At 63.3% G+C, this 18,996-nt stretch carries 16 protein-coding genes; 2 read left to right on the forward strand and 14 right to left on the reverse strand.

The genetic code is table 11. The features are described from left to right. Positions 1 to 7: 7 nt before the first annotated feature. From miaB to Tal182_RS02160, 9 genes are all read right to left on the reverse strand, one after another. Positions 8 to 1,417 (reverse strand): tRNA (N6-isopentenyl adenosine(37)-C2)-methylthiotransferase MiaB, encoded by a 1,410-nt coding sequence (gene miaB, locus Tal182_RS02120; protein ID WP_085860773.1) that lies wholly within the window; start codon positions 1,415 to 1,417, stop codon positions 8 to 10. 149 nt (positions 1,418 to 1,566) lie between these two features. After that, positions 1,567 to 2,364, reverse strand: coding sequence for a lysophospholipid acyltransferase family protein (locus tag Tal182_RS02125; protein WP_085860774.1), 798 nt, complete (start codon positions 2,362 to 2,364; stop codon positions 1,567 to 1,569). 27 nt (positions 2,365 to 2,391) lie between these two features. Then, positions 2,392 to 2,820 carry a Fur family transcriptional regulator gene (locus Tal182_RS02130; RefSeq protein ID WP_085776722.1) on the reverse strand — a complete coding sequence of 143 codons (429 nt, stop codon included), beginning with the start codon at positions 2,818 to 2,820 and terminating at the stop codon, positions 2,392 to 2,394. 81 nt (positions 2,821 to 2,901) lie between these two features. Next, on the reverse strand, positions 2,902 to 3,396 hold the full coding sequence (locus tag Tal182_RS02135; RefSeq protein ID WP_085857919.1) for an N-acetyltransferase: 495 nt from the start codon (positions 3,394 to 3,396) through the stop codon (positions 2,902 to 2,904). 2 nt (positions 3,397 to 3,398) lie between these two features. Beyond that, positions 3,399 to 4,061 carry a tRNA (adenosine(37)-N6)-threonylcarbamoyltransferase complex dimerization subunit type 1 TsaB gene (gene tsaB / locus Tal182_RS02140; RefSeq protein ID WP_085857920.1) on the reverse strand — a complete coding sequence of 221 codons (663 nt, stop codon included), beginning with the start codon at positions 4,059 to 4,061 and terminating at the stop codon, positions 3,399 to 3,401. An 89-nt stretch (positions 4,062 to 4,150) separates the two neighbouring features. Continuing rightward, entirely contained in the window at positions 4,151 to 4,717 is a 567-nt protein-coding gene (locus tag Tal182_RS02145) for a NifU family protein (protein ID WP_085857921.1), read from the reverse strand. A gap of 109 nt (positions 4,718 to 4,826) precedes the next feature. After that, on the reverse strand, positions 4,827 to 5,318 hold the full coding sequence (locus Tal182_RS02150) for a universal stress protein (RefSeq protein WP_011423764.1): 492 nt from the start codon (positions 5,316 to 5,318) through the stop codon (positions 4,827 to 4,829). A gap of 111 nt (positions 5,319 to 5,429) precedes the next feature. After that, positions 5,430 to 6,494 carry a tryptophan--tRNA ligase gene (gene trpS / locus Tal182_RS02155; protein ID WP_085857922.1) on the reverse strand — a complete coding sequence of 355 codons (1,065 nt, stop codon included), beginning with the start codon at positions 6,492 to 6,494 and terminating at the stop codon, positions 5,430 to 5,432. A gap of 87 nt (positions 6,495 to 6,581) precedes the next feature. Further along, complete coding sequence (locus Tal182_RS02160) at positions 6,582 to 6,989, reverse strand: VOC family protein (RefSeq protein ID WP_085857923.1); 408 nt, start codon at positions 6,987 to 6,989, stop codon at positions 6,582 to 6,584. Positions 6,990 to 7,175: 186 nt separating this feature from the next. Between Tal182_RS02160 and Tal182_RS02165 the strand changes: the two genes are divergently transcribed. After that, entirely contained in the window at positions 7,176 to 7,604 is a 429-nt protein-coding gene (locus Tal182_RS02165) for a D-Ala-D-Ala carboxypeptidase family metallohydrolase (protein WP_085857924.1), read from the forward strand. 208 nt (positions 7,605 to 7,812) lie between these two features. On the opposite strand, the gene murJ is transcribed toward Tal182_RS02165, so the two are convergent. From murJ to mutS, 4 genes are all read right to left on the reverse strand, one after another. After that, positions 7,813 to 9,393, reverse strand: coding sequence for a murein biosynthesis integral membrane protein MurJ (murJ, locus tag Tal182_RS02170; protein WP_085857925.1), 1,581 nt, complete (start codon positions 9,391 to 9,393; stop codon positions 7,813 to 7,815). 10 nt (positions 9,394 to 9,403) lie between these two features. Next, the gene (locus tag Tal182_RS02175; RefSeq protein ID WP_085857926.1) at positions 9,404 to 12,307 is read right to left on the reverse strand and encodes a [protein-PII] uridylyltransferase; all 2,904 of its coding nucleotides are present in this window, start codon (positions 12,305 to 12,307) and stop codon (positions 9,404 to 9,406) included. A 135-nt stretch (positions 12,308 to 12,442) separates the two neighbouring features. Continuing rightward, positions 12,443 to 12,718: a hypothetical protein gene (locus Tal182_RS02180; protein WP_010013594.1), complete on the reverse strand. Its 276-nt coding sequence runs from the start codon at positions 12,716 to 12,718 to the stop codon at positions 12,443 to 12,445. A gap of 11 nt (positions 12,719 to 12,729) precedes the next feature. Beyond that, positions 12,730 to 15,456: a DNA mismatch repair protein MutS gene (gene mutS, locus Tal182_RS02185; protein ID WP_085857927.1), complete on the reverse strand. Its 2,727-nt coding sequence runs from the start codon at positions 15,454 to 15,456 to the stop codon at positions 12,730 to 12,732. Between the two features lie 113 nt (positions 15,457 to 15,569). Here mutS and Tal182_RS02190 point away from each other — a divergent pair, with 113 nt between their 5' ends. Continuing rightward, positions 15,570 to 17,852, forward strand: coding sequence for an NADP-dependent malic enzyme (locus Tal182_RS02190; RefSeq protein ID WP_085857928.1), 2,283 nt, complete (start codon positions 15,570 to 15,572; stop codon positions 17,850 to 17,852). 234 nt (positions 17,853 to 18,086) lie between these two features. Here Tal182_RS02190 and Tal182_RS02195 read toward each other — a convergent pair whose 3' ends face one another. After that, the gene (locus Tal182_RS02195; protein WP_064809412.1) at positions 18,087 to 18,962 is read right to left on the reverse strand and encodes a GNAT family N-acetyltransferase; all 876 of its coding nucleotides are present in this window, start codon (positions 18,960 to 18,962) and stop codon (positions 18,087 to 18,089) included. Between the last annotated feature and the right edge of the window lie 34 nt (positions 18,963 to 18,996).

Genomic DNA, 18,996 nt, shown 5'->3' on the forward strand with positions numbered 1-18,996 from the left:
CCTTGGGTTAAACCGCAGCCTCTGCGCGTTCGGCAAACAGGCTGTTCGTTCCGGTTCCGGTGATTCGCACTTTGATAATGTCACCGATTTGCGATGCTTTTGCATCAACATTCACGGATTGAAGCCAGGGAGAACGTCCGATCAGCTGGCCCGGCATGCGGCCCGGCTTTTCGAGCAGCAGATCGATCTCCTTGCCGATGCAGGATTCGGCAAATTCCTGCTGCTGCTTCAAAAGAAGCGCTTGCAGGCGTTCCAGCCGTTCTGCCTTGATTTCTTCCGGCACCTGGTCCTTCAGTTCCGCGCCGGGGGTGCCCGGCCGTGTCGAGTATTTGAACGAGAAGGCCTGCGCGTAGCGCACCTCCTCCACAAGCCTCAGTGTATCCTCAAAATCCGCGTCTGTCTCCCCCGGAAAGCCGGTGATGAAATCGCCCGACAGCGCGATGTCGGGCCGCACGGTGCGGATGCGGTCGATCAGACTGAGATATTCGGCGGCCGTGTGGCGCCGGTTCATCGCTTTCAGAATGCGGTCGGAGCCCGACTGCACCGGCAGGTGCAGATAGGGCATCAGCGCCCGGAGGTCGCGATGCGCCTCGATCAGCCGGTCGTCCATGTCGCGCGGATGGCTGGTGGTGTAGCGCAGTCGGGCAAGGCCGGGGATTTCGGCAAGACGGTACAGCAGGTCGCCGAGGCTCCATGCCTCGCCCCGCGGTCCGGCGCCGTGCCAGGCATTGACGTTCTGGCCGAGCAGGGTGATTTCGCGCACCCCGGCTTCGACCAGCTTTTCGGCTTCCTCGACGATCTGGGAAACCGGCCGCGACACTTCCGAGCCGCGTGTGTAGGGCACGACGCAGAAGGTGCAGAACTTGTCACAGCCCTCCTGCACCGTCAGGAAGGCGGTAACGCCGCGGGCGCGGATCTTGCGGCTCTCGGCAATCGGCAGATGTTCGAACTTGTCCTCGATCGCATATTCGGTGTCGACGACGCGCTGGCCCTCTTTGGCCCGGCGCAGTGCTTCCGGCAGGCGATGATAGGTCTGCGGGCCGATGACGACGTCGACGGCGGGCGCCCGGCGCAGGATCTCCTCGCCTTCGGCCTGGGCGACGCAACCGGTGACGCCGATCATCATCTCCTGGCCGTCTGCTGCCTTCTTCTTCTTCATCTCGCGCAGCCTGCCGAGTGCGGAATAGACCTTCTCGGCCGCCTTTTCGCGGATATGGCAGGTGTTGAGAAGGACGAGGTCGGCCTCTTCCATGTCTTCCGTCGGCTCGTAGCCGTCGCGGGCGAGCGCATCGCTCATGCGCGTGGAATCATAGACGTTCATCTGGCAGCCATAGGTCTTGATGAAAACCTTGCGGCTGTTGGAGCCGTCACGGAGCATCGGCTCCGGGGCCTGGAGAAGGGCGCTGTCCTGTGTCATGGCGGCTATGTAGTGGTTTTTGCCGTCCGAGAAAATCAAAATCTTGTTTTAGCAGCCGCGCAAAAGTGTGCAGCGACACTGCGGCAGCGACATGCGCGAAAACCAGGAGCGCAAGCGCAAGGGGCGCATCTCAAAGATCGCGGTGCGCTTCAGGAAATTTCCCGCCCGCGCAGGCGGCTGTTCAGGAGGTTGCGGATGCGCGAGGCGATCGTCGCGCTCACCACCTTGCGGTTGGTGTCGGCGCGGTATTCTACCGCTTCGCCGAAGGAAACCTCCGCGTCGAGAGCGCCGCATCTGACGATGTCGATCAGGTGCGGCAAGAGCTCGATATCGCCCGGCCACGCGGCGAGCGGCCTGTGATAGCGTCCCATGGGGATTCCGTGCACCCTTGTATAGGCGATCGCCACCGGCTGCACCACGACTGTTCCCGTCGGCGAGGCGGGCACCGCCATCGCGGCGGCGCCGAACAGCGAGGATTTGACCTCCAGCAGCCGGTTGCCGTCCGAGGTCGTGCCCTCGGGAAAGAGCACGACGATTTCGCCGTCGGCCATGCGGCCGGCGATCTCATTAGCCTGATGGCCGGTTTTGCGCCTCTCCTCGCGCACGACGAAGACGCTTTTCTGCAGCTTGGCGAGCGTGCCGAAGATCGGCCAGTCGGCCACCTCGATCTTGGCGATGAAGGCGACGTCGGCCACGGCCGACATCACCATGATATCCATCCAGGACGAATGGTTGGAGCAGAGCATCAGCGGCCGACGGTCTTCCAGTCTGCCCGTCACCCGGACGCTGATGCCAAGACAATAACAGATGATACGGTGCCAGACGCGCGGAAGTCTGCGGCGCAGCCGCCAGTCGAAACGCAGGGCCAACACCTGCAGCGGCATGAGCACGATGCTGACGGCAAGGATCACGACCGCAGCGAAGGCAATGCGCAGCCAGGCGATCAAATGCGGCACTCCCGGGCTGCCATCGCTTCAGAGATCTTCCTTCTTCAACGGAATGCCGTAGAGCTCCAGGCGGTGGTCGACCAGCTGGAAGCCGTGCTCGCGGGCGATGCGCTCCTGCAGCGCCTCGATCTCCGGCGAACGGAATTCGATGACCGTGCCGGTCTTCAGGTCGATGAGGTGGTCATGATGCTCTTCCGGCACCGTTTCGTAGCGCGAGCGCCCGTCGCGGAAGTCGTGGCGGGCGATGATGCCGGCGTCCTCGAACAGTTTGACGGTGCGATAGACCGTCGAGATCGAGATCTTCGCATCGACCTTCACCGAACGGCGGTAAAGCTCTTCGACGTCAGGATGGTCTTCCGACTCTTCGAGGATGCGTGCGATCACGCGGCGCTGCTCGGTCATGCGCATGCCGCGTTCGGCGCAAAGCTCCTCAAGGGTCTTGGCTACATCGGTCATGGCCGCCTCTAGAGATATTCGTCTTTCGACATGCCTGCACGGCGTTCGTGCCGGTGCGGATGTCATCTTTCTGCCACGGAACTATCGAAGAACGCGCTTCATGACAAGCGCCGTGGAGCGGGCGCCGTTTTCCTGCTTGTAGTAGCCTTGGCGCTCGCCGACCTTTTCAAAGCCGAGCTTGCGGTAGAGGCCGAGCGCGGCCGTATTGCCGCTGTCGACCTCGAGAAACATGCTCTCGCCGCCACGCGCGCGCGCCTCGCGCATCGCCGCCTGCATCAGCCGCCAGCCGAGGCCTGAGCGGGCGACCTTCGCCTGCACGGCGATCGTCAGGATCTCCGCCTCGCCGGCGACCTCACGCGCAAGGATAAAGCCGGGAAGCGGTTTTTTCAGGATGGCATTGGTCTGGCGCGCGACGAAGCCGAAAACAGTCTCCTGCGACAGCAGGCTGTGGAATTCGCCGTCGCCCCAGGGCCGGGCGAAACGCTCGCCATGCAGGACGGCGACGTCACGGCAATCCTCGCGCTCCATGGCGATGATCTCGAATTCCGGCTTCAGCGTCAGATAGGCTTCCAGCATCGTCACACTCGTCGCGCAATCGCATATCCGGCCTGCGGCTTGGCATCCGGTCCGCGCAGATAAAGGGGTTTGGGCTTTCCGGCATCGGCAGGGGCGGCAGCCCCCAGACGCGCGACAATCGAAATCGGAAAGACGTTGGGGTGATCGCCACGGGTGCCGGCCTTCAGGAGCGGCGTTGCCGAACCGGTGATTTCACCATCGAAGCCGGCGGCGAAAGCCTGGGCCTCGGCGAGACTTGCCGCCCGCGGCTGATCGAGCGGGGAACCATCGGCTGCGAAGGACTGGAGATAGATTTCGTCCCGCTTGGCGTCCATCGCCGCCAGCACGGCGCGGCCGGGCGTCTTCTCACGCTGCGCGGCGGCCATCACCTCGAGCGTGGTGACGCCGACGACGGGCACATTGAGGGAAAGCGCAAAACCGCGGGCTGCGGCAACGCCGACGCGGATACCGGTAAAGGAGCCGGGGCCGATGGTGACGGCAAGGCGGTCGATCTGAGAAAGTGTCACTCCCGCCTGATCCAGCGCGCGATCGACGATACCGATCAGATGTTCAGCATGCCCCTTGCCGATCATGTCCGATGCCTCCCCCAGCACCGTATTCCTGCCGCTGTCATAAACGGCGGCAGCGCAATCCACACCTGCCGTGTCGAGCGCCAGAACGATCATGCCATCAATTTCCGAATAAACTGTTTGTCGCCTAACCATAAACCGTCCAACCGAACCTGAGATGAACGGCCGGAGCGAATTCAAAATTCTTAAGCGGCAATGACTTCCTGCACTTCGGGAACAAAATGGCGCAGCAGGTTCTGGACGCCGTGCTTCAGCGTCGCCGTCGAAGACGGACAGCCGGAGCAGGAGCCTTTCATGTTCAGATAGACCTTGCCGTCCTTGAAGCCACGGAAGGTGATGTCGCCGCCGTCCTGGGCGACGGCCGGGCGCACGCGGGTCTCCAGAAGCTCCTTGATGGTCAGCACGATCGCTTCGTCGCCTTCGTCAAAGAACTCGTCGCCGGCATCGGCATCCTCGGAAAGGATGGAAGCATCCCCCATGACCGGCTTGCCGGACATGAAATGCTCCATGATCGAGCCAAGGATAGCCGGCTTAAGATGCTGCCATTCGGCGTTGTCCTTGGAGACGGAAATGAAATCATAACCGAAATAGACGCCGGTAACGCCAGGGATTTCGAACAGCCGGGCGGCGAGCGGCGAGGCTTCAGCCTCTTCGGCGCTGCGGAATTCGGCGGTGCCGTTTTCCATGACGACCTTACCCGGCAGGAACTTCTGTGTGGCGGGGTTCGGCGTGGCTTCGGTCTGAATGAACATCTGGCTCTCCATGTGACAGGCTCGAGACCTCGGCCGTCTTTAGAATTCTTCAAAAGAAGATAAGCCCATTGCCTGGCCTAATCAAGAGACTTGTACTCAAGAAATAGGCTCAGCAGAGGGCGTCGATTTCCTCGTTGGTCAGCGTATCCGGCAGGACGGTGACGGGGATCGGAAACGCCGCCGCGCGTCCGGCGACCGACGAAACCAGTGGTCCCGGGCCTTCTTTCGCCGAGCCGGCGGCAAGAACGAGGATCGCCACATCGCGGTCTTCCTCGATCACGGCGTTGATCTGCTCGGCCGCACTGCCTTCACGGATGACGACCTCAGGCTCGATGCCGATCGTCTCGCGCACGATCTGGGCGATCTTTGCGACGGTTGCCTCGGCTTCCTCGCGCGCCTCGGCCCGCATGATCTCTTCGACGCCGAGCCACTGCTGGAAATCGCCGTTGGGGATCACATAGAGCAGCACCAGGCCGCCATTGGAGTTCTTCGCGCGCCGGCCGGCATAATGAACGGCGCGCTGGCATTCGGGTGTCCCGTCGATCACCGCCATGAATTTGCGCCGGTGACCTTCGAGCCGTGAGAGTCGCTTCGATACCATGGCGCGGACTCTGACACCCGAAGCGGAAAAATTGCAAGTGCAGTTTTTTGGCGCCTCGCGCTCGGAAGGAGATCCCCTTCTCCCCCAGAAGGGCAGAAGAGGAGATCTGCCTCAGTAGAGGAAGCCGATGACGTCGCGCACTTGGCTCATCGTCACTTCAGCGCGGGCTCTCGCCCGTTCGCTGCCCTTGCGCAGGATCGCGTCGATATGGCTGGTATCGTCCATCAGCCGCCGCATCTCGCCGGTGATCGGCGCCAGCACATGGATGGCGAGATCGACCAGCGCCGGCTTGAAGACGGAGAATTGCTGGCCGCCGAACTCGGCCAGCACCTCGGCCTTCGATTTGTCGGCGAGCGCGGCATAGATCGCCACCAGATTGTCGGCTTCCGGCCGGCCCTGCAGCCCGTCGACCTCGCTCGGCAAACCGTCCGGATCGGTCTTGGCCTTGCGGATCTTCTTGGAGATTGCCTCCTCGTCGTCCATCAGATTGATGCGCGAAAGATCGGAGGGATCGGATTTCGACATTTTCTTGGTGCCGTCGCGCAGCGACATGACGCGCGGCGCCGGCCCGCCGATCAGCGGCTCGACCATCGGGAAATAAGCATGCACCGGCTCGTCGCCGACGGTGATGTCGATGCCGTAGCCGCTCTTGCGAATATGCTCGGCATAATCGAGGTTGAACTTCATCGCGATGTCGCGGGCAAGCTCCAGATGCTGCTTCTGGTCCTCGCCAACGGGCACATGGGTGGCGCGGTAGACGAGAATGTCGGCGGCCATCAGGCTCGGATAGGCGTAGAGCCCGAGCGAAGCCTGCTCGCGGTCCTTGCCGGCCTTGTCCTTGAACTGCGTCATGCGGTTCATCCAGCCGATCCGGGCGACGCAGTTGAAGATCCAGGCGAGTTCCGCATGTTGCGGCACGGCCGATTGATTGAAGACGATGTGCTTTTCCGGATCGATGCCTGCGGCGATGAAGGCGGCGGCGATCGAGCGCGTCTGGCTCGGCATATCCTCGTGCACCAGCTGGGCGGTGAGCGCATGCATGTCGACGACGCAGTAGATGCAGTCATTGCCTTCCTGCAGCGCCACGAAGCGGCGGATCGCGCCGAGATAATTGCCGAGATGCAGATTGCCGGTCGGCTGTACGCCGGAGAATACGAGTTTCTTGAATTCGCTCATGTCGTCCTCAATAGGCTGGTGGAGGGCCCCAAGGCTTCTCGCCTGTGTTGCTAACGCCGCGGCTTATGCACGGGCGGCCGGTCGCAATCAAGAGGTTCGGGCTGCGGCATGCTGGATCAGGTCGAAGGTGTTGCCGTAAGGATCCCCAAAGACGGCAACCGTGCCGTAAACCTCATGTCTGGGCTCCTCCAGGAAGCACACGCCGGCGCCGATCATCGCGGCATAATCGCGGGCGAAATCGTCGGTCTTCAGGAAGAAGCCGACGCGGCCGCCCGTCTGGTTGCCGATCGCCGCGCGCTGCGTCTCGTTTGCCGCTTGCGCCAGCAGAAAGGCGGCGCCATCTCCGCCTTTCGGCTTCACCACCACCCAGCGTTTGCCCTCAGGCTGCTTTTCGTCTTGAAGGCAATCGAAACCGAGGGTGCCGCAATAAAAGCGCTTGGCGCGGTCGTAATCGTCGACGACCAGAGTGACGAGAAAAAGAGACTGGACGGTCATGTGATCTCCTGCATTTGGATGTTTATTCCACCTAGAACGCGAAGGATGCTCATTTTTAAGCCGAATTGATCAGCCTTCTTAGTTCAAATTGAGTATAAAATTTCACAGAAAAGCTTTTATTGAACTGAAAATCCTCGGCCGTGCTGGCCAGTCCATTGATCGCCAGCCTAACCGCCCGGAGGGACCATGCAGAACGTCAGTTTGCTCGCCATGGCAGGCCTTTTCGCCCTACAATCCGCAACCGACGCCGCCGGTCAAGACAGCAAGAGACCGGTCATTCATCTTCCCAAGCATGAGGCGCGTCTCGCCTATGCGGTCCAGACCGTCAGCGTGCGCGCCGGCTGTTTTCCAGTGCGCCTGCGAGCGATCCTCTCGCATATCGCCGCAAAGACCGGACGCCGCCCGATCGTCACCTCCGGCCTCCGGCCGCATCCCCGCCGTCATGGCTCCCTGCATGGAAAATGCCTGGCGGCCGATATCAGGGTGCCGGGCCTCTCGGAACGAACAATCATTGCTGCCGCCAGGACAGCTCCTGGCATCGGCGGCATCGGCAGCTATTGCAACGGCATCATTCATGTCGATGTCGGGCCGCAACGGCGATGGGTCGATTGTTAAGCGACCGAGGAAAATGTGCAGGGGTTTGTGCATTTGCGATGGTGGCTTTTGCCCCTCACCCTAACCCTCTCGCGTAACGGGGCGAGGGGACATGCCCTACGAGAGTCTTGAGAGAGGCATGACGGTGCGGCAAGTCCCTTCTCCCCGTCAGAACGCGAGAAGGTGGCGGCAGCCGGATGAGGGGCTGGTATTGGCAATTACCCTGGTTTCACGCATCCTTCGCCGGCACCGGCTTGCGGTTCAGATTGCGCCGGATCATGCCGAGGTCCGCCCCGCCGATCAGGAAAGCGGCGGCGAAATAGATGAGCATGGCGATTGCGATCAGCAGCCCCAGCGTACCAACCTTGCTCAGAAGCGGCGCGCCGGAGGCGAGCCATGGCGCCCAATATTGCTTGAGGAAGACGATCGCCGCGCCCATGACGGCCGAGGCGACGATCAGCAGGGCGGCGCGTTTTGCCAACGCCCATTCCCATGTCAGATGGCCGCGGCGCAGAAGCGTGGTGAACAGCAGAAGCGTGCTGATCCAGCCGGCGGTGGCTTCGGCGACGGCGATGCCAGGCGCGCCCATAAAGGGAAAGAGGGTCAGCGCCGTCGCGCAGTTGGTCCCCACTGCGATCGCCGAGAAGCGCATCGGCGTCTTGGTGTCCTCGCGGGCATAAAAGCCCGGCTGCAGCGCCTTGATCAGCACGAAAGCCGGCAGGCCGATGCCGTAGATCGCCAGGATCGAGCCGACCACTGCGGTGTTTTCCTGATGGAAGGCGCCGCGCTCATAGAGCACGCGGATGATCTCGTCGGAAAGGATCCAGAGCGCGAAAGCGGCGGGGATGGTCAGGAACAGCACGAATTCGATCGAGCGGTTCTGCAGGTTTGCCGCTTCGCGCAGCGCCCCGCCCTTCAGTGCCCGGGCAAGCTCCGGCAGCAGCACGACGCCGACGGCGACGCCGACGACGCCGAGCGGAAGCTGGTAGATGCGGTCGGCATATTGCAAGGCGGCGATCGCGCCGTCGCGGGAGGAGGCGATCGCCTGGCCGATCAGCTGGTTGATCTGGGTGATGCCGCCGGTGACGGCGGCCGGCACGGCCAGAATTAGCAGCCGCTTGACGTTGGGCGTCATTTTCGGGAAGCGCAAGCCGATGCTCATGCCGGCCGCCAGCACGCCGATATAGACGACGGCGAGCTGCAGCACCCCGGCGGCAAGAACGCCCCAGGAGAGATACCAGGCTGTCGCGAGCGGATCGGCGCCGGTATAGAGCGAATAAAACAGCGCCCCGATCATCACCACGTTGAGGAAGACGGGGGCGATGGCGGCGGCGAAGAAATGATGCAGCGAATTCAGCATGCCGCTCATCATCGCCGTCAGCGACATGCACATCAGATAGGGAAACATCACGGCCGCCATGCGGATCGTGATCGAGAACTTGTCGGGATCGTCGGCAAAACCCGGCGCGATGATGAAGCGCACCAAGAGCGGCATGGCAAGCTCCATCACGATGGTGATGAGGAGCAGCACCGAAAACAAGACGCCGAAGACTTCTTCCGAAAAGCGCTTGGCGCCGTCCGTGCCGTTCGCCTCGATTTCCTTGGCAAAGAGCGGCACGAAGGCGGCATTGAAGGCCCCTTCGGCAAACAGCCGGCGGAAGAGGTTCGGAAAACGGAAGGCGGCGTAGAAGACGTCGGCCATCGGCCCGGTGCCGAGCGCCGCCGCCATCAGCGTTTCACGGGCGAAACCGAAAACCCGGCTGCCGAGAGTGGCGCCGCCGACGGTCGCGAATTTCTTGACGAGGCTCATGCTTTGGGGCTCATGCGGGGGAATCGGCTTTCTTTTCGGCTGCGGGCGATGTTCGGGTGGCGGCGGGCGCGATGATGCCGGAGGGCATGCGCTCGCGCAGCTCGTCCTGCTCCTCCGCCATCACGGCCTTCATGCGGGCGGTGATATTGGCGCGCTTGCTGTCGCCCGATATCTTCTGACCCACGAGGTCGGTGACGTAGAAGGTGTCGATCACCTTCTCGCCGAAGGTGGTGATGCGCGCCGACTGGATGTCGAGCGACAGATCGGAGAGCACGGCGGTGATCTCGGACAGGAGGCCCGGTCGGTCGAGGCATTCGACCTCGATGACCGTGAATTTGTTCGACAGGCTGTTGGTGATGTTGACCGAAGGCGGAATGTCGAAAGCCTTGCTTTTCTTGCGGTTGCGCGTGCGCGTGGCGATGACCTCGGGCAGGCGCTTGCGGCCGGCCAGTACATTCTCGATCATCCGCCCGATCGTGCCGGCGCGGCGCAGCTCGTCGGCATCGTCGGCAAATTCGCGGCTGACATGGATCGTATCGAGCGCCCGTCCGTCCGAGGTCGTGAAGATCTGTGCGTCGACGATGTTGGCGCCGGCCGCAGCACAGGCGCCGGCAATGACGGCGAGAAGGCGCGGATGGTCGGGCGACAGCACAGTGATTTCAGTGATGGCGTGGAAACTGTCGGTGCGCACCATGGTGGCGAGCGCCTGGCCCGCCTTGTCGGCCTGGCGGATGAAATCGGCGTGGCGGAGCTGGTCTTCCAACGGCACGGAGAGCAGGTAGGGCTGGTAATGCAGCTTCGTATAGGTGTTGCGGTCCTTCTGGCTCCAGTCGGAAAGGGCGCCGCGCAGCGCCTCGGCGGCGGCATTGGCCCGCTCCTTGCGGGAGACCTCCGAAAAGCCGCCGGCCAGCAGCAGCTCGGTTTCGTAATAGAGCGTGCGCAGCAGCTGGCCCTTCCAGCCGTTCCAGACGCCGGGGCCGACGGCGCGAATATCGCAGATCGTCAGGATCAGAAGCATCTTCAGCCGGTCGAGCGACTGCACGCGGTCGGCAAAGTCGATAATGGTCTTGCGATCGGTGAGGTCGCGGGTCTGCGCCACCATCGACATCGTCAGATGTTCCTCGATCAGCCAGACGACGAGTTCCGTCTGCTTCTGCGACAGTCCGAAGCGGGCGCAGAGCTTGCGGGCGACGCGGGCGCCGGCGATCGAATGATCCTCCTGGCGGCCCTTCGCGATGTCATGGAGGAGAACGGCGAGATAGAGCGCCTCGCGATCCTCGATTCCCGAGATCAGCTTGTTGGCGAGCGGATGCAGATCCTCCGAGCGCGACTTGTCGATCTCCGAGAGAACCTCGACGGTGCGGATCAGATGCTCGTCGACCGTATAATGGTGATACATGTTGAACTGCATCATCGCGACGATCTTGCCGAAATCGGGGATGAAGCGGCCGAGCACGCCGGCCTCGTTCATGCGGCGCAGGACCAGCGCCGGGTCGCGCTTCGACGTCAGGATCGACATGAAGAGGCGGTTGGCCTCGTCGTTTTCCCGTAAGCTGTTGTCGATCAGCGCGAGTGAACGGGTGACGCGTTTCAGCGCGTCGGGATGGAATTCCAGCCCGTTGATGTCGGCGACGTGAAAGAGCCGCAGGATGCTGACCGGGTCGCGCTTGAAGACATCGGCGTCGGCGAGAGCGATGCGGCCGCGGTCTTCGACAAATTCGACGCTGCCGGCGATTTTGCGGGTGCGATGGGTAAAGCGGCTGATGACGCCGGTGAGACCCGGGATCGATTTCGCCTGCTGGTCTTCGAGTGCGGCGCAGAGGATGCGTGTGAGATCGCCGACATCCTTGGCCACGAGGAAATAGTGCTTCATGAAGCGCTCGACCGCCGAGAGGCCGGGGCGGGTGTGATAACCGAAGGCCTCGGCGATCTCGCGCTGGATGTCGAAGGACAGACGCTCCTCGGCCTTGCCTGTCAGGAAGTGCATATGGCAGCGCACCGCCCAGAGAAAATCGTCGGCTTTCTGTAGCAGGCGATATTCGTGTTTCGACAAGACGCCGAGCTTGATCAGCTCCGCCTGGTCGCGCACGTGGTAGTAATATTTCGAGATCCAGAACAGCGTGTGCAGGTCTCGAAGCCCGCCCTTGCCTTCCTTGACGTTCGGCTCGACCAGGTAACGCGTGTCGCCTGCCTTGCGGTGGCGCTCGTCGCGCTCCGCCAGCTTGGCGGCGATGAATTCGGGGCCGGTTCCGGTGACGATCTCCTTGTCGAAGCGGGCCTCGAGCTCTGTTTCCAGCCGCTGCAGGCCGCAGATATAGCGCATCTCGAGGATCGCGGTACGGATCGTCATGTCGGACTTGGACAGCGCGATGCATTCCTCCACCGTGCGGGTGGCGTGGCCGACCTTGAAGCCCATGTCCCAGAGCACGTAGAGCATGAATTCGACCGCCTTGTGCGTCTCCTCCGCCGGCCTCGGCGGGAAGAGGAAGAGCAGGTCGATATCGGAGCCCGGCGCCAACGTGTCGCGGCCGTAGCCGCCGACGGCGGTCACCGCGAATTTGTCCTTCTGCAGCGGAAAGATATGGGCAGTGGCGAAATTATAGAGGACGGTGATGATCTGGTCCTGCAGCCAGGAAATCCGGTAGGCGCAATTCAACCCGCTGCCGTCGGCGGCAAGCGCGGCGCGCGCCTTCTGCCGGCCCTCGGTGCTCGCCTTTTTCAGGACGGCGAGGAGATCGCTGCGCGTGACGTCGGGCCGGTTTCGGTTGGCCTCGGCAACGGCATCGCACTGGTTCTGCAGCAGTTCGGTGTCGAGAATCGTGGAGAAATCGAGGTCGCGCATTGCTTTCGCCGGAGTGGCGTCCTGTTCATGCCGGGCTGCCGGTTCGCGGCCTGCCGCTGGTTTCGTCTGCATGCGCTATAGCCTCTTTGCCCGGCGATTGACACGGGCTTTCATACTGCAAGAACCTTTAAATTTGGCGAAATGGTGTTGGTCCGCTGCTGGATGCGGGGACGCTTTGACGCAAGCAGCGGACTTTCCCGAAAAGCCTCAGCTCGCGAACTCGGCCTGCAGCGAATACAAGACCTGCCGTGTCTCGCTCAGGATCTCCTCGAGTGTCTGGCGGTCGCATTCGCGATAGCCTGCCTTGGCGATCGAAGTGGCGAGTTCCGAGATTGTAGCGCAACTGCGCGTCATTTTCAGCAGGCCGATCGGCGAGGTCCAGCCGCGTGCATTGCGGTCCCGGTCGGCGCGTCGCATGGTGTCGAGCAGGGAGCAGATCAGCGACAGGCGCTCGGTTTCGCGAACCAGTTTTTCCATGAACATTGGCCGCGCTCCTATTTCAGCTTCTTCTTGAGATTGTAAAGCGCATCCATCGCCTCGCGCGGCGTCATGTCGTCGAGGCTCATCGCCTTCAAAGCCTCCTCGACCTTGGACGGGCCGCGGGCCGCGTCCTCGCGGCGCACCGCCACCTGGAAGAGCGGCAGGTCGTCGATCAGCTGGCTCGCCGGGTTCTTGCGGTCGGCATCCTCGAGGCGGGTGAGCACGTCGCGTGCCCGCGCCACGACCGAGGCCGGAAGTCCGGCGAGGCGGGCGACCTGAATGCCGTAGGACCGGTCGGCCGCACCGGGCCCGACCTCATGCAGGAAGATGACGTCGCCATCCCATTCCTTGACGCGCATCGTGGCGTTCGATAGCCGGCCAAGTTTCTCCGACAGCACGGTCAGCTCGTGGAAATGCGTGGCGAACAGACCGCGGCAGCGATTGGCCTCATGCAGGTGCTCGACGGCGGCCCAGGCGATCGACAGCCCGTCGAAAGTGGCGGTGCCGCGGCCGATTTCGTCGAGAATGACGAGCGAGCGGTCGCTCGCCTGGTTGAGGATCGCAGCCGTCTCGACCATCTCGACCATGAAGGTCGAGCGCCCGCGCGCCAGGTCGTCGGAGGCGCCGACGCGCGAGAACAGCCGGTCGACGATGCCGATATGGGCGGATGTCGCCGGCACGAAGGAGCCCATCTGGGCCAGGATCGCGATCAGCGCGTTCTGGCGCAGAAAGGTCGATTTACCGCCCATGTTCGGGCCGGTCAGCAGCCAGATGGCGCCGTCCTTGGCGCCGTCCTTCGGCGAAAGATCGCAATGGTTGGCGACGAAGGGGCCACCCGCCTGCCGCCGCAGTGCCTGCTCGACAACAGGATGACGGCCGCCCTCGATGGCAAACATCTTCGAGCCGTCGACCTGCGGCCGGCAATAGGCCTGCTCTTCGGCGAGCAGCGCGAGACCCGCGGCGACGTCGATGACGGCGAGCGCCCGGGCGCCTGATTTGATCGCCTCGGCTTCCGCCACGACGGCCGCCGTCATCTTGTCGAAGGCTTCGAGTTCGATCGAAAGCGCCCGGTCGGCGGCATTGGCGATGCGGCTTTCGAGATCGGCAAGCTCGGTCGTGGTGAAGCGCATCGCGCTCGCCATCGTCTGGCGGTGGATGAAGCGGGCCTTGGCTTCCGCCGTATCGGTCATCGGGCCGGCATTGCCGGCGGTGACCTCGATGAAATAGCCGAGAATATTGTTGTGCTTGATCTTCAGCGAGCGGATGCCGGTTTCCTCGGCATATTGCAGCTGCAGCCCGGCGATGACGCGGCGCGATTGGTCGCGCAGCGCCCGGACCTCGTCGAGTTCGCCGCTGGCGCCGTCGCGCAGGAAACCGCCGTCGCGCTTGAGCAGCGGCAGTTCGTAGGCGAGCGTCTCGGCAAGCAGCGTTTCCAGGCTCGCGGGAAGCGCTTTCAGTCCGGACAGTGCCTCGCCGAGTTCTTCCGGCAGCATGGCGGTGGCGAGCAGATCCGCGAGGCCGCTTGCGGCCTGCAGGCCCTGGCGGATGGCCGCGAGATCACGCGGGCCGCCGCGGTCGAGCGCCAGGCGCGAGAGCGCCCGCGGCATGTCGGGCACATGTTTCAGCGTATCGCGCAGCCTGCCGCAGAGCGAGGGCTCATCGATCAAGAAACCGATCGAATCGAGCCGGGCATTGATGCGGGCGGGGTCGGTGAGCGGCGACATCAACCGTTCGGCGAGAAGCCTGGCGCCGCCGCCGGTGACGGTGCGGTCGATCGCCTTCAGGAGCGAACCGTTGCGATCGCCCGACAGCGTGCGGGCAAGTTCGAGATTGGCGCGGGTGGCCGGGTCGATGAACAGCGTCGAGGCGGCACTTTCCCGCTCGGGCTGCCCGAGCGGCGGACGCTCGGCGATCTGCGTCTTCTCGACATAGGCGACGGCGGCTGCGGCCGCCGCAAGCTCGGCGCGCGAGAAGCTGCCGAAGCCGTCCAGCGTCGAAACCCCGAAATAGCGGGCGATCCGGCCTTCGGCGCTGGCGCTATCGAAGAGCACCGCCGGCTGCGGCACCGCCGTGCGGCCGAGCACGTCAAAGACGGGTTTCAGCTCGGGATCGTGGAAAATCGTATCGGGCAGGATCAGCTCGCGCGGATCGATGCGCAGGATGTCGGCGAGCAGGCGCGAACTTTCCGTCTCCGCCAGCCGGAAGACGCCGGTGGAAATATCGATCCAGGCAAGTGCCAGCGCCGGTTCGGCCCCGCCGCGAATGCGGGCGAGCGCCATCAGATAGTTGGATTCCGAAGGCGATAGCAGCTTTTCCTCGGTGATCGTGCCCGGCGTGACCAGCCGCACGACATCACGCTTGACGACGGATTTGCCGCCCCGTTTCTTTGCTTCGGCCGGATCCTCGACCTGCTCGCAGACGGCGACGCGGAAACCGAGCGAAATCAGCTTCTGCAGATAATCGTCGGCGGCATGCACCGGCACGCCGCACATCGGGATATCCTGGCCCATATGCTGGCCGCGCTTCGTCAGCGTGATGCCCAGCGCGCGCGAAGCCTCCAGCGCATCCTCGAAGAACAGCTCGTAGAAGTCGCCCATGCGATAGAAGAGCAGCGAACCCGGATTGTTCGCCTTGATCTCGATATATTGCTCCATCATCGGCGTCGCCGAGGCACGGCTTTCCGCCGTGGCAAGCTCGGCAGCCGAAAAGGCTTCATTTCCTGTGTCTATTCGTGCGTTCACGGAGGTGCAGTTTTTCCCAAAAAAACAGGTGCCAACCCTATCCGCGCGCCGCTATAGATGACAACAGCATTTGAGGAAGAGCAAAGCGTCGCCCACAGGACGTTGGAGGATTTATGCCCGATATCGATAAGAAGGACCGGCCGACGACATCAGTGACCGACCAGGAGGCGCTCGATTTTCATGCGATGGGCCGGCCCGGCAAGCTGGAGATCAATCCGACCAAGCCGATGGCAACGCAGCGCGACCTGTCGCTGGCCTATTCCCCGGGTGTCGCCGTCCCCGTCAAGGCGATCGCCGCCGATCCGCAGACGGCCTACGACTACACGGCGCGCGGCAACATGGTCGCGGTTATCTCCAACGGCACCGCCATTCTCGGCCTCGGCAATCTCGGCGCGCTCGCCTCCAAGCCGGTCATGGAAGGCAAGTCGGTGCTGTTCAAGCGCTTCGCCGACGTTGATTCCATCGACCTCGAGATCGATACCGAAAATGTCGACGAGTTCATCAATTGCGTGCGCTTCCTCGGCCCCTCATTCGGTGGCATCAACCTTGAGGACATCAAGGCGCCGGATTGCTTCGTGATCGAAAGCCGGCTGCGCGAGCTGATGGACATTCCGGTGTTTCACGACGATCAGCATGGTACGGCGATCATCGCCGCCGCCGGCCTGATCAACGCGCTGGAGCTGACCGGCCGCGACCTGAAGACGACGAAGCTCGTCTGCAACGGCGCGGGCGCGGCGGCGATCGCCTGCGTCGAGCTGGTCAAGGCCATGGGTTTTGCCCCCGAAAACATCATTCTCTGCGATACCAAGGGCGTCATCTACCAGGGCCGCACCGAGGGCATGAACCAGTGGAAATCGGCGCATGCGGCAAAGACCGACGCCCGCACGCTGGAAGAGGCGATGAAGGGTGCCGACGTCATTTTCGGCCTGTCGCAGAAGGGCGCCTTCTCGGCCAAGATGATCCGCTCGATGGCGGACCGGCCGATCATCTTCGCCATGGCCAATCCCGATCCCGAAATCACCCCGGAAGAGGTGGCCCGCATCCGCGACGACGCCATCATGGCGACGGGCCGCTCGGACTATCCGAACCAGGTCAACAACGTCCTCGGCTTCCCCTATATCTTCCGCGGCGCGCTCGACGTGCGCGCCTCGACGATCAACGACGCCATGAAGATCGCCGCCGTCAACGCGCTGGCCAATCTTGCCCGCGAGGACGTGCCCGATGATGTGGTCGCCGCCTATCAGGGCAACCGGCCGCGTTTCGGGGCGCAATACATCATCCCGGTTCCCTTCGATCCGCGGCTGATCTCGGCCATCCCGGTCGCGGTCGCGCAGGCCGCAATCGAGACCGGCGTTGCCCGCAAGGTCATCACCGATATGGCCGGTTACGCCCGCGAGCTTTCGGCCCGCCGCGATCCGATCGCCTCGACGCTCGCCAGCCTCTACGAGCGGGTGCGCCGCCGCCCGAAGCGGATCGTCTTTGCCGAAGCCGAGGAAGAGCAGGTCCTGCGTGCAGCATTGTCCTATGCCAATCAGCAGCTCGGCACCGCTTTGCTGCTCGGCCGCGAAGACCTGATCCGGGCGACGGCGGAGCGCGCCGGCGTCGATCTCAACCGCCCCGGCCTGGAGATCGTCAACGCCCGTATCTCCACCCGCGTCGAGGCCTATATCGATTATCTCTATGCCAGGCTGCAGCGGAAGGGTTACCTTCACCGCGATGCCCAGCGGCTGATCCACAACGACCGCAACCATTTCGCCGCCACCATGGTAGCGCTTGGCGACGCCGATGGCATGGTGACGGGCATCACCCGCAACTATTCGACCGCGCTCGAGGATGTGCGCCGCTGCATCGACGAGAAGCCCGGCCACCGCGTTATCGGTGTGTCGCTGGCGCTCTGCCGTGGCCGCACCGTCTTCGTTGCCGACACCGCGGTGCACGACATGCCGAGCGCCGAAGAGCTTGCCGATATCGCCGAAGAGGCTGCCGGTCTCGCACGGCGCATGGGTTATCAGCCGCGCGTGGCCTTGCTCGCCTATTCCACCTTCGGCCATCCCTCCGGCGAACGCTCCGAGCGGGTGCGCGAAGCGGTGAAGATCCTCGACCGGCGGCGCGTCGATTTCGAATATGACGGCGAGATGGCCGCCGATGTGGCGCTGAACCGCAAGGTGATGGAGCAATATCCCTTCTGCCGGCTTTCCGGCCCCGCCAACGTCCTTGTCATGCCGGCCTTCCACTCGGCCTCGATCTCGACGAAGATGCTGCAGGAACTCGGTGGCTCCACCGTCATTGGCCCGATCCTCGTCGGCCTCGACAAGCCGGTGCAGATCACCTCGATGGGCGCCAAGGACAGCGACATCGTCAACATGGCGGCGATCGCCGCCTATGGCGGTTCATAAGGCCATCTGCCCGCATAGCGAGCTATTTTAGTGACAGGGGAGATCGGCGAGATCAGCCTCTCATCCGCCTGCCGGCACCTTCTCCCCGCTTGCGGCGCGAAGGGGGCGTGCCGCGACCTCTCAGTTTCTCGCAGATCTCTCATAGGGCACGTCCTCTCTCCCCGTCAATTACGGGGAGAGAGTTAGGATGAGGGGCAGCCATTGACCCTACCAGACGGCAGTGCGACGAAGCGATCAGCTGGCGAAACGGCCGGCGTCGGCGCCGTAGTAGTTCAGGTAGCGGTCGGAAATGCTGGAGATCGGCAGCACGATCAGCACGTCGGTCGTGTTGAAGGCGTGGTCGATGACCGCGCTGGAGCCGACCATCGCGCCGAGGCGCAGATAGCCCTTGATCAGCGGCGGCAGGGCCATCAGCGCCCGCTTCGGGTTGACGGCCTCGGCCGGCATCAGGTCCATGTTGCGAGCGAGATGCGGCAGTGCGCCGACGGTCCATTCGTCCTTCGCCAGCACATTGTGGTAGAGGAAGGACAGCGCCAGTGCGTGGCTTTCGAGGTAGACGCCGGGGAACGAGGCGCAGCCGAACATCGCGCTCATGCCGTGCTTCAGCGCATAAGCCCAGTTGCCCTGCCAGAGAAGCTCGACGGTGCGTTTGGTGCGGTATTCCGGCAGCACGCAGGAGCGTCCGAGTTCCATGAAACGCTTGTCCGGATGCCTGGCGAGCAGGCTCTCGATTTCGAATTCGGAAGCCGAGTAAAAACCGCCATTGGCGATCGCGACATCCTGGCGCAGCAGCCGGTAGGTGCCGACGATCTGGTCTTCCGGATCACCTTCGAGCGAGCGGTCGAGAACGAGAAGATGGTCGCAGAAAGCGTCATAAGCATCGAAATCCCGTTCGCGCCGCATGGCTTCCGGCGGAAGCTGCGCCTTCATTTCGTCGACGAAGACGCGGTAGCGCACGGCCTGGGCCGCATCGATCTCACGTGCCGTGCGGGCAAGGCGGGTTTCGAGATTGCCGATCCGGCCGAGGATGTCGCCGTCTTGCTGCGCAGCCGTCGACGGCCGTGCAGCCTCCGTGGTAACGTCACGATTCAGGATGTCGATGGAGGACATGGCGATTCTCCCGTTGCCGGCTTATCGACGCCAT

Source organism: Rhizobium sp. TAL182 (assembly GCF_002117725.1).
Lineage (GTDB): Bacteria > Pseudomonadota > Alphaproteobacteria > Rhizobiales > Rhizobiaceae > Rhizobium > Rhizobium esperanzae.

Excerpts from the sequence above, each read along its gene's own strand:
- miaB (WP_085860773.1), bottom strand. The coding sequence starts at position 1,417 with ATGACACAGGACAGCGCCCTTCTCCAGGCCCCGGAGCCGATGCTCCGT.
- Tal182_RS02130 (WP_085776722.1), bottom strand. The coding sequence starts at position 2,820 with ATGACCGATGTAGCCAAGACCCTTGAGGAGCTTTGCGCCGAACGCGGC.
- Tal182_RS02135 (WP_085857919.1), bottom strand. The coding sequence starts at position 3,396 with ATGCTGGAAGCCTATCTGACGCTGAAGCCGGAATTCGAGATCATCGCC.
- tsaB (WP_085857920.1), bottom strand. The coding sequence starts at position 4,061 with ATGATCGTTCTGGCGCTCGACACGGCAGGTGTGGATTGCGCTGCCGCC.
- Tal182_RS02145 (WP_085857921.1), bottom strand. The coding sequence starts at position 4,717 with ATGTTCATTCAGACCGAAGCCACGCCGAACCCCGCCACACAGAAGTTC.
- Tal182_RS02150 (WP_011423764.1), bottom strand. The coding sequence starts at position 5,318 with ATGGTATCGAAGCGACTCTCACGGCTCGAAGGTCACCGGCGCAAATTC.
- trpS (WP_085857922.1), bottom strand. The coding sequence starts at position 6,494 with ATGAGCGAATTCAAGAAACTCGTATTCTCCGGCGTACAGCCGACCGGC.
- Tal182_RS02160 (WP_085857923.1), bottom strand. The coding sequence starts at position 6,989 with ATGACCGTCCAGTCTCTTTTTCTCGTCACTCTGGTCGTCGACGATTAC.
- Tal182_RS02165 (WP_085857924.1), top strand. The coding sequence starts at position 7,176 with ATGCAGAACGTCAGTTTGCTCGCCATGGCAGGCCTTTTCGCCCTACAA.
- murJ (WP_085857925.1), bottom strand. The coding sequence starts at position 9,393 with ATGAGCCTCGTCAAGAAATTCGCGACCGTCGGCGGCGCCACTCTCGGC.
- Tal182_RS02175 (WP_085857926.1), bottom strand. The coding sequence starts at position 12,307 with ATGCAGACGAAACCAGCGGCAGGCCGCGAACCGGCAGCCCGGCATGAA.
- Tal182_RS02180 (WP_010013594.1), bottom strand. The coding sequence starts at position 12,718 with ATGTTCATGGAAAAACTGGTTCGCGAAACCGAGCGCCTGTCGCTGATC.
- Tal182_RS02190 (WP_085857928.1), top strand. The coding sequence starts at position 15,570 with ATGCCCGATATCGATAAGAAGGACCGGCCGACGACATCAGTGACCGAC.
- Tal182_RS02195 (WP_064809412.1), bottom strand. The coding sequence starts at position 18,962 with ATGTCCTCCATCGACATCCTGAATCGTGACGTTACCACGGAGGCTGCA.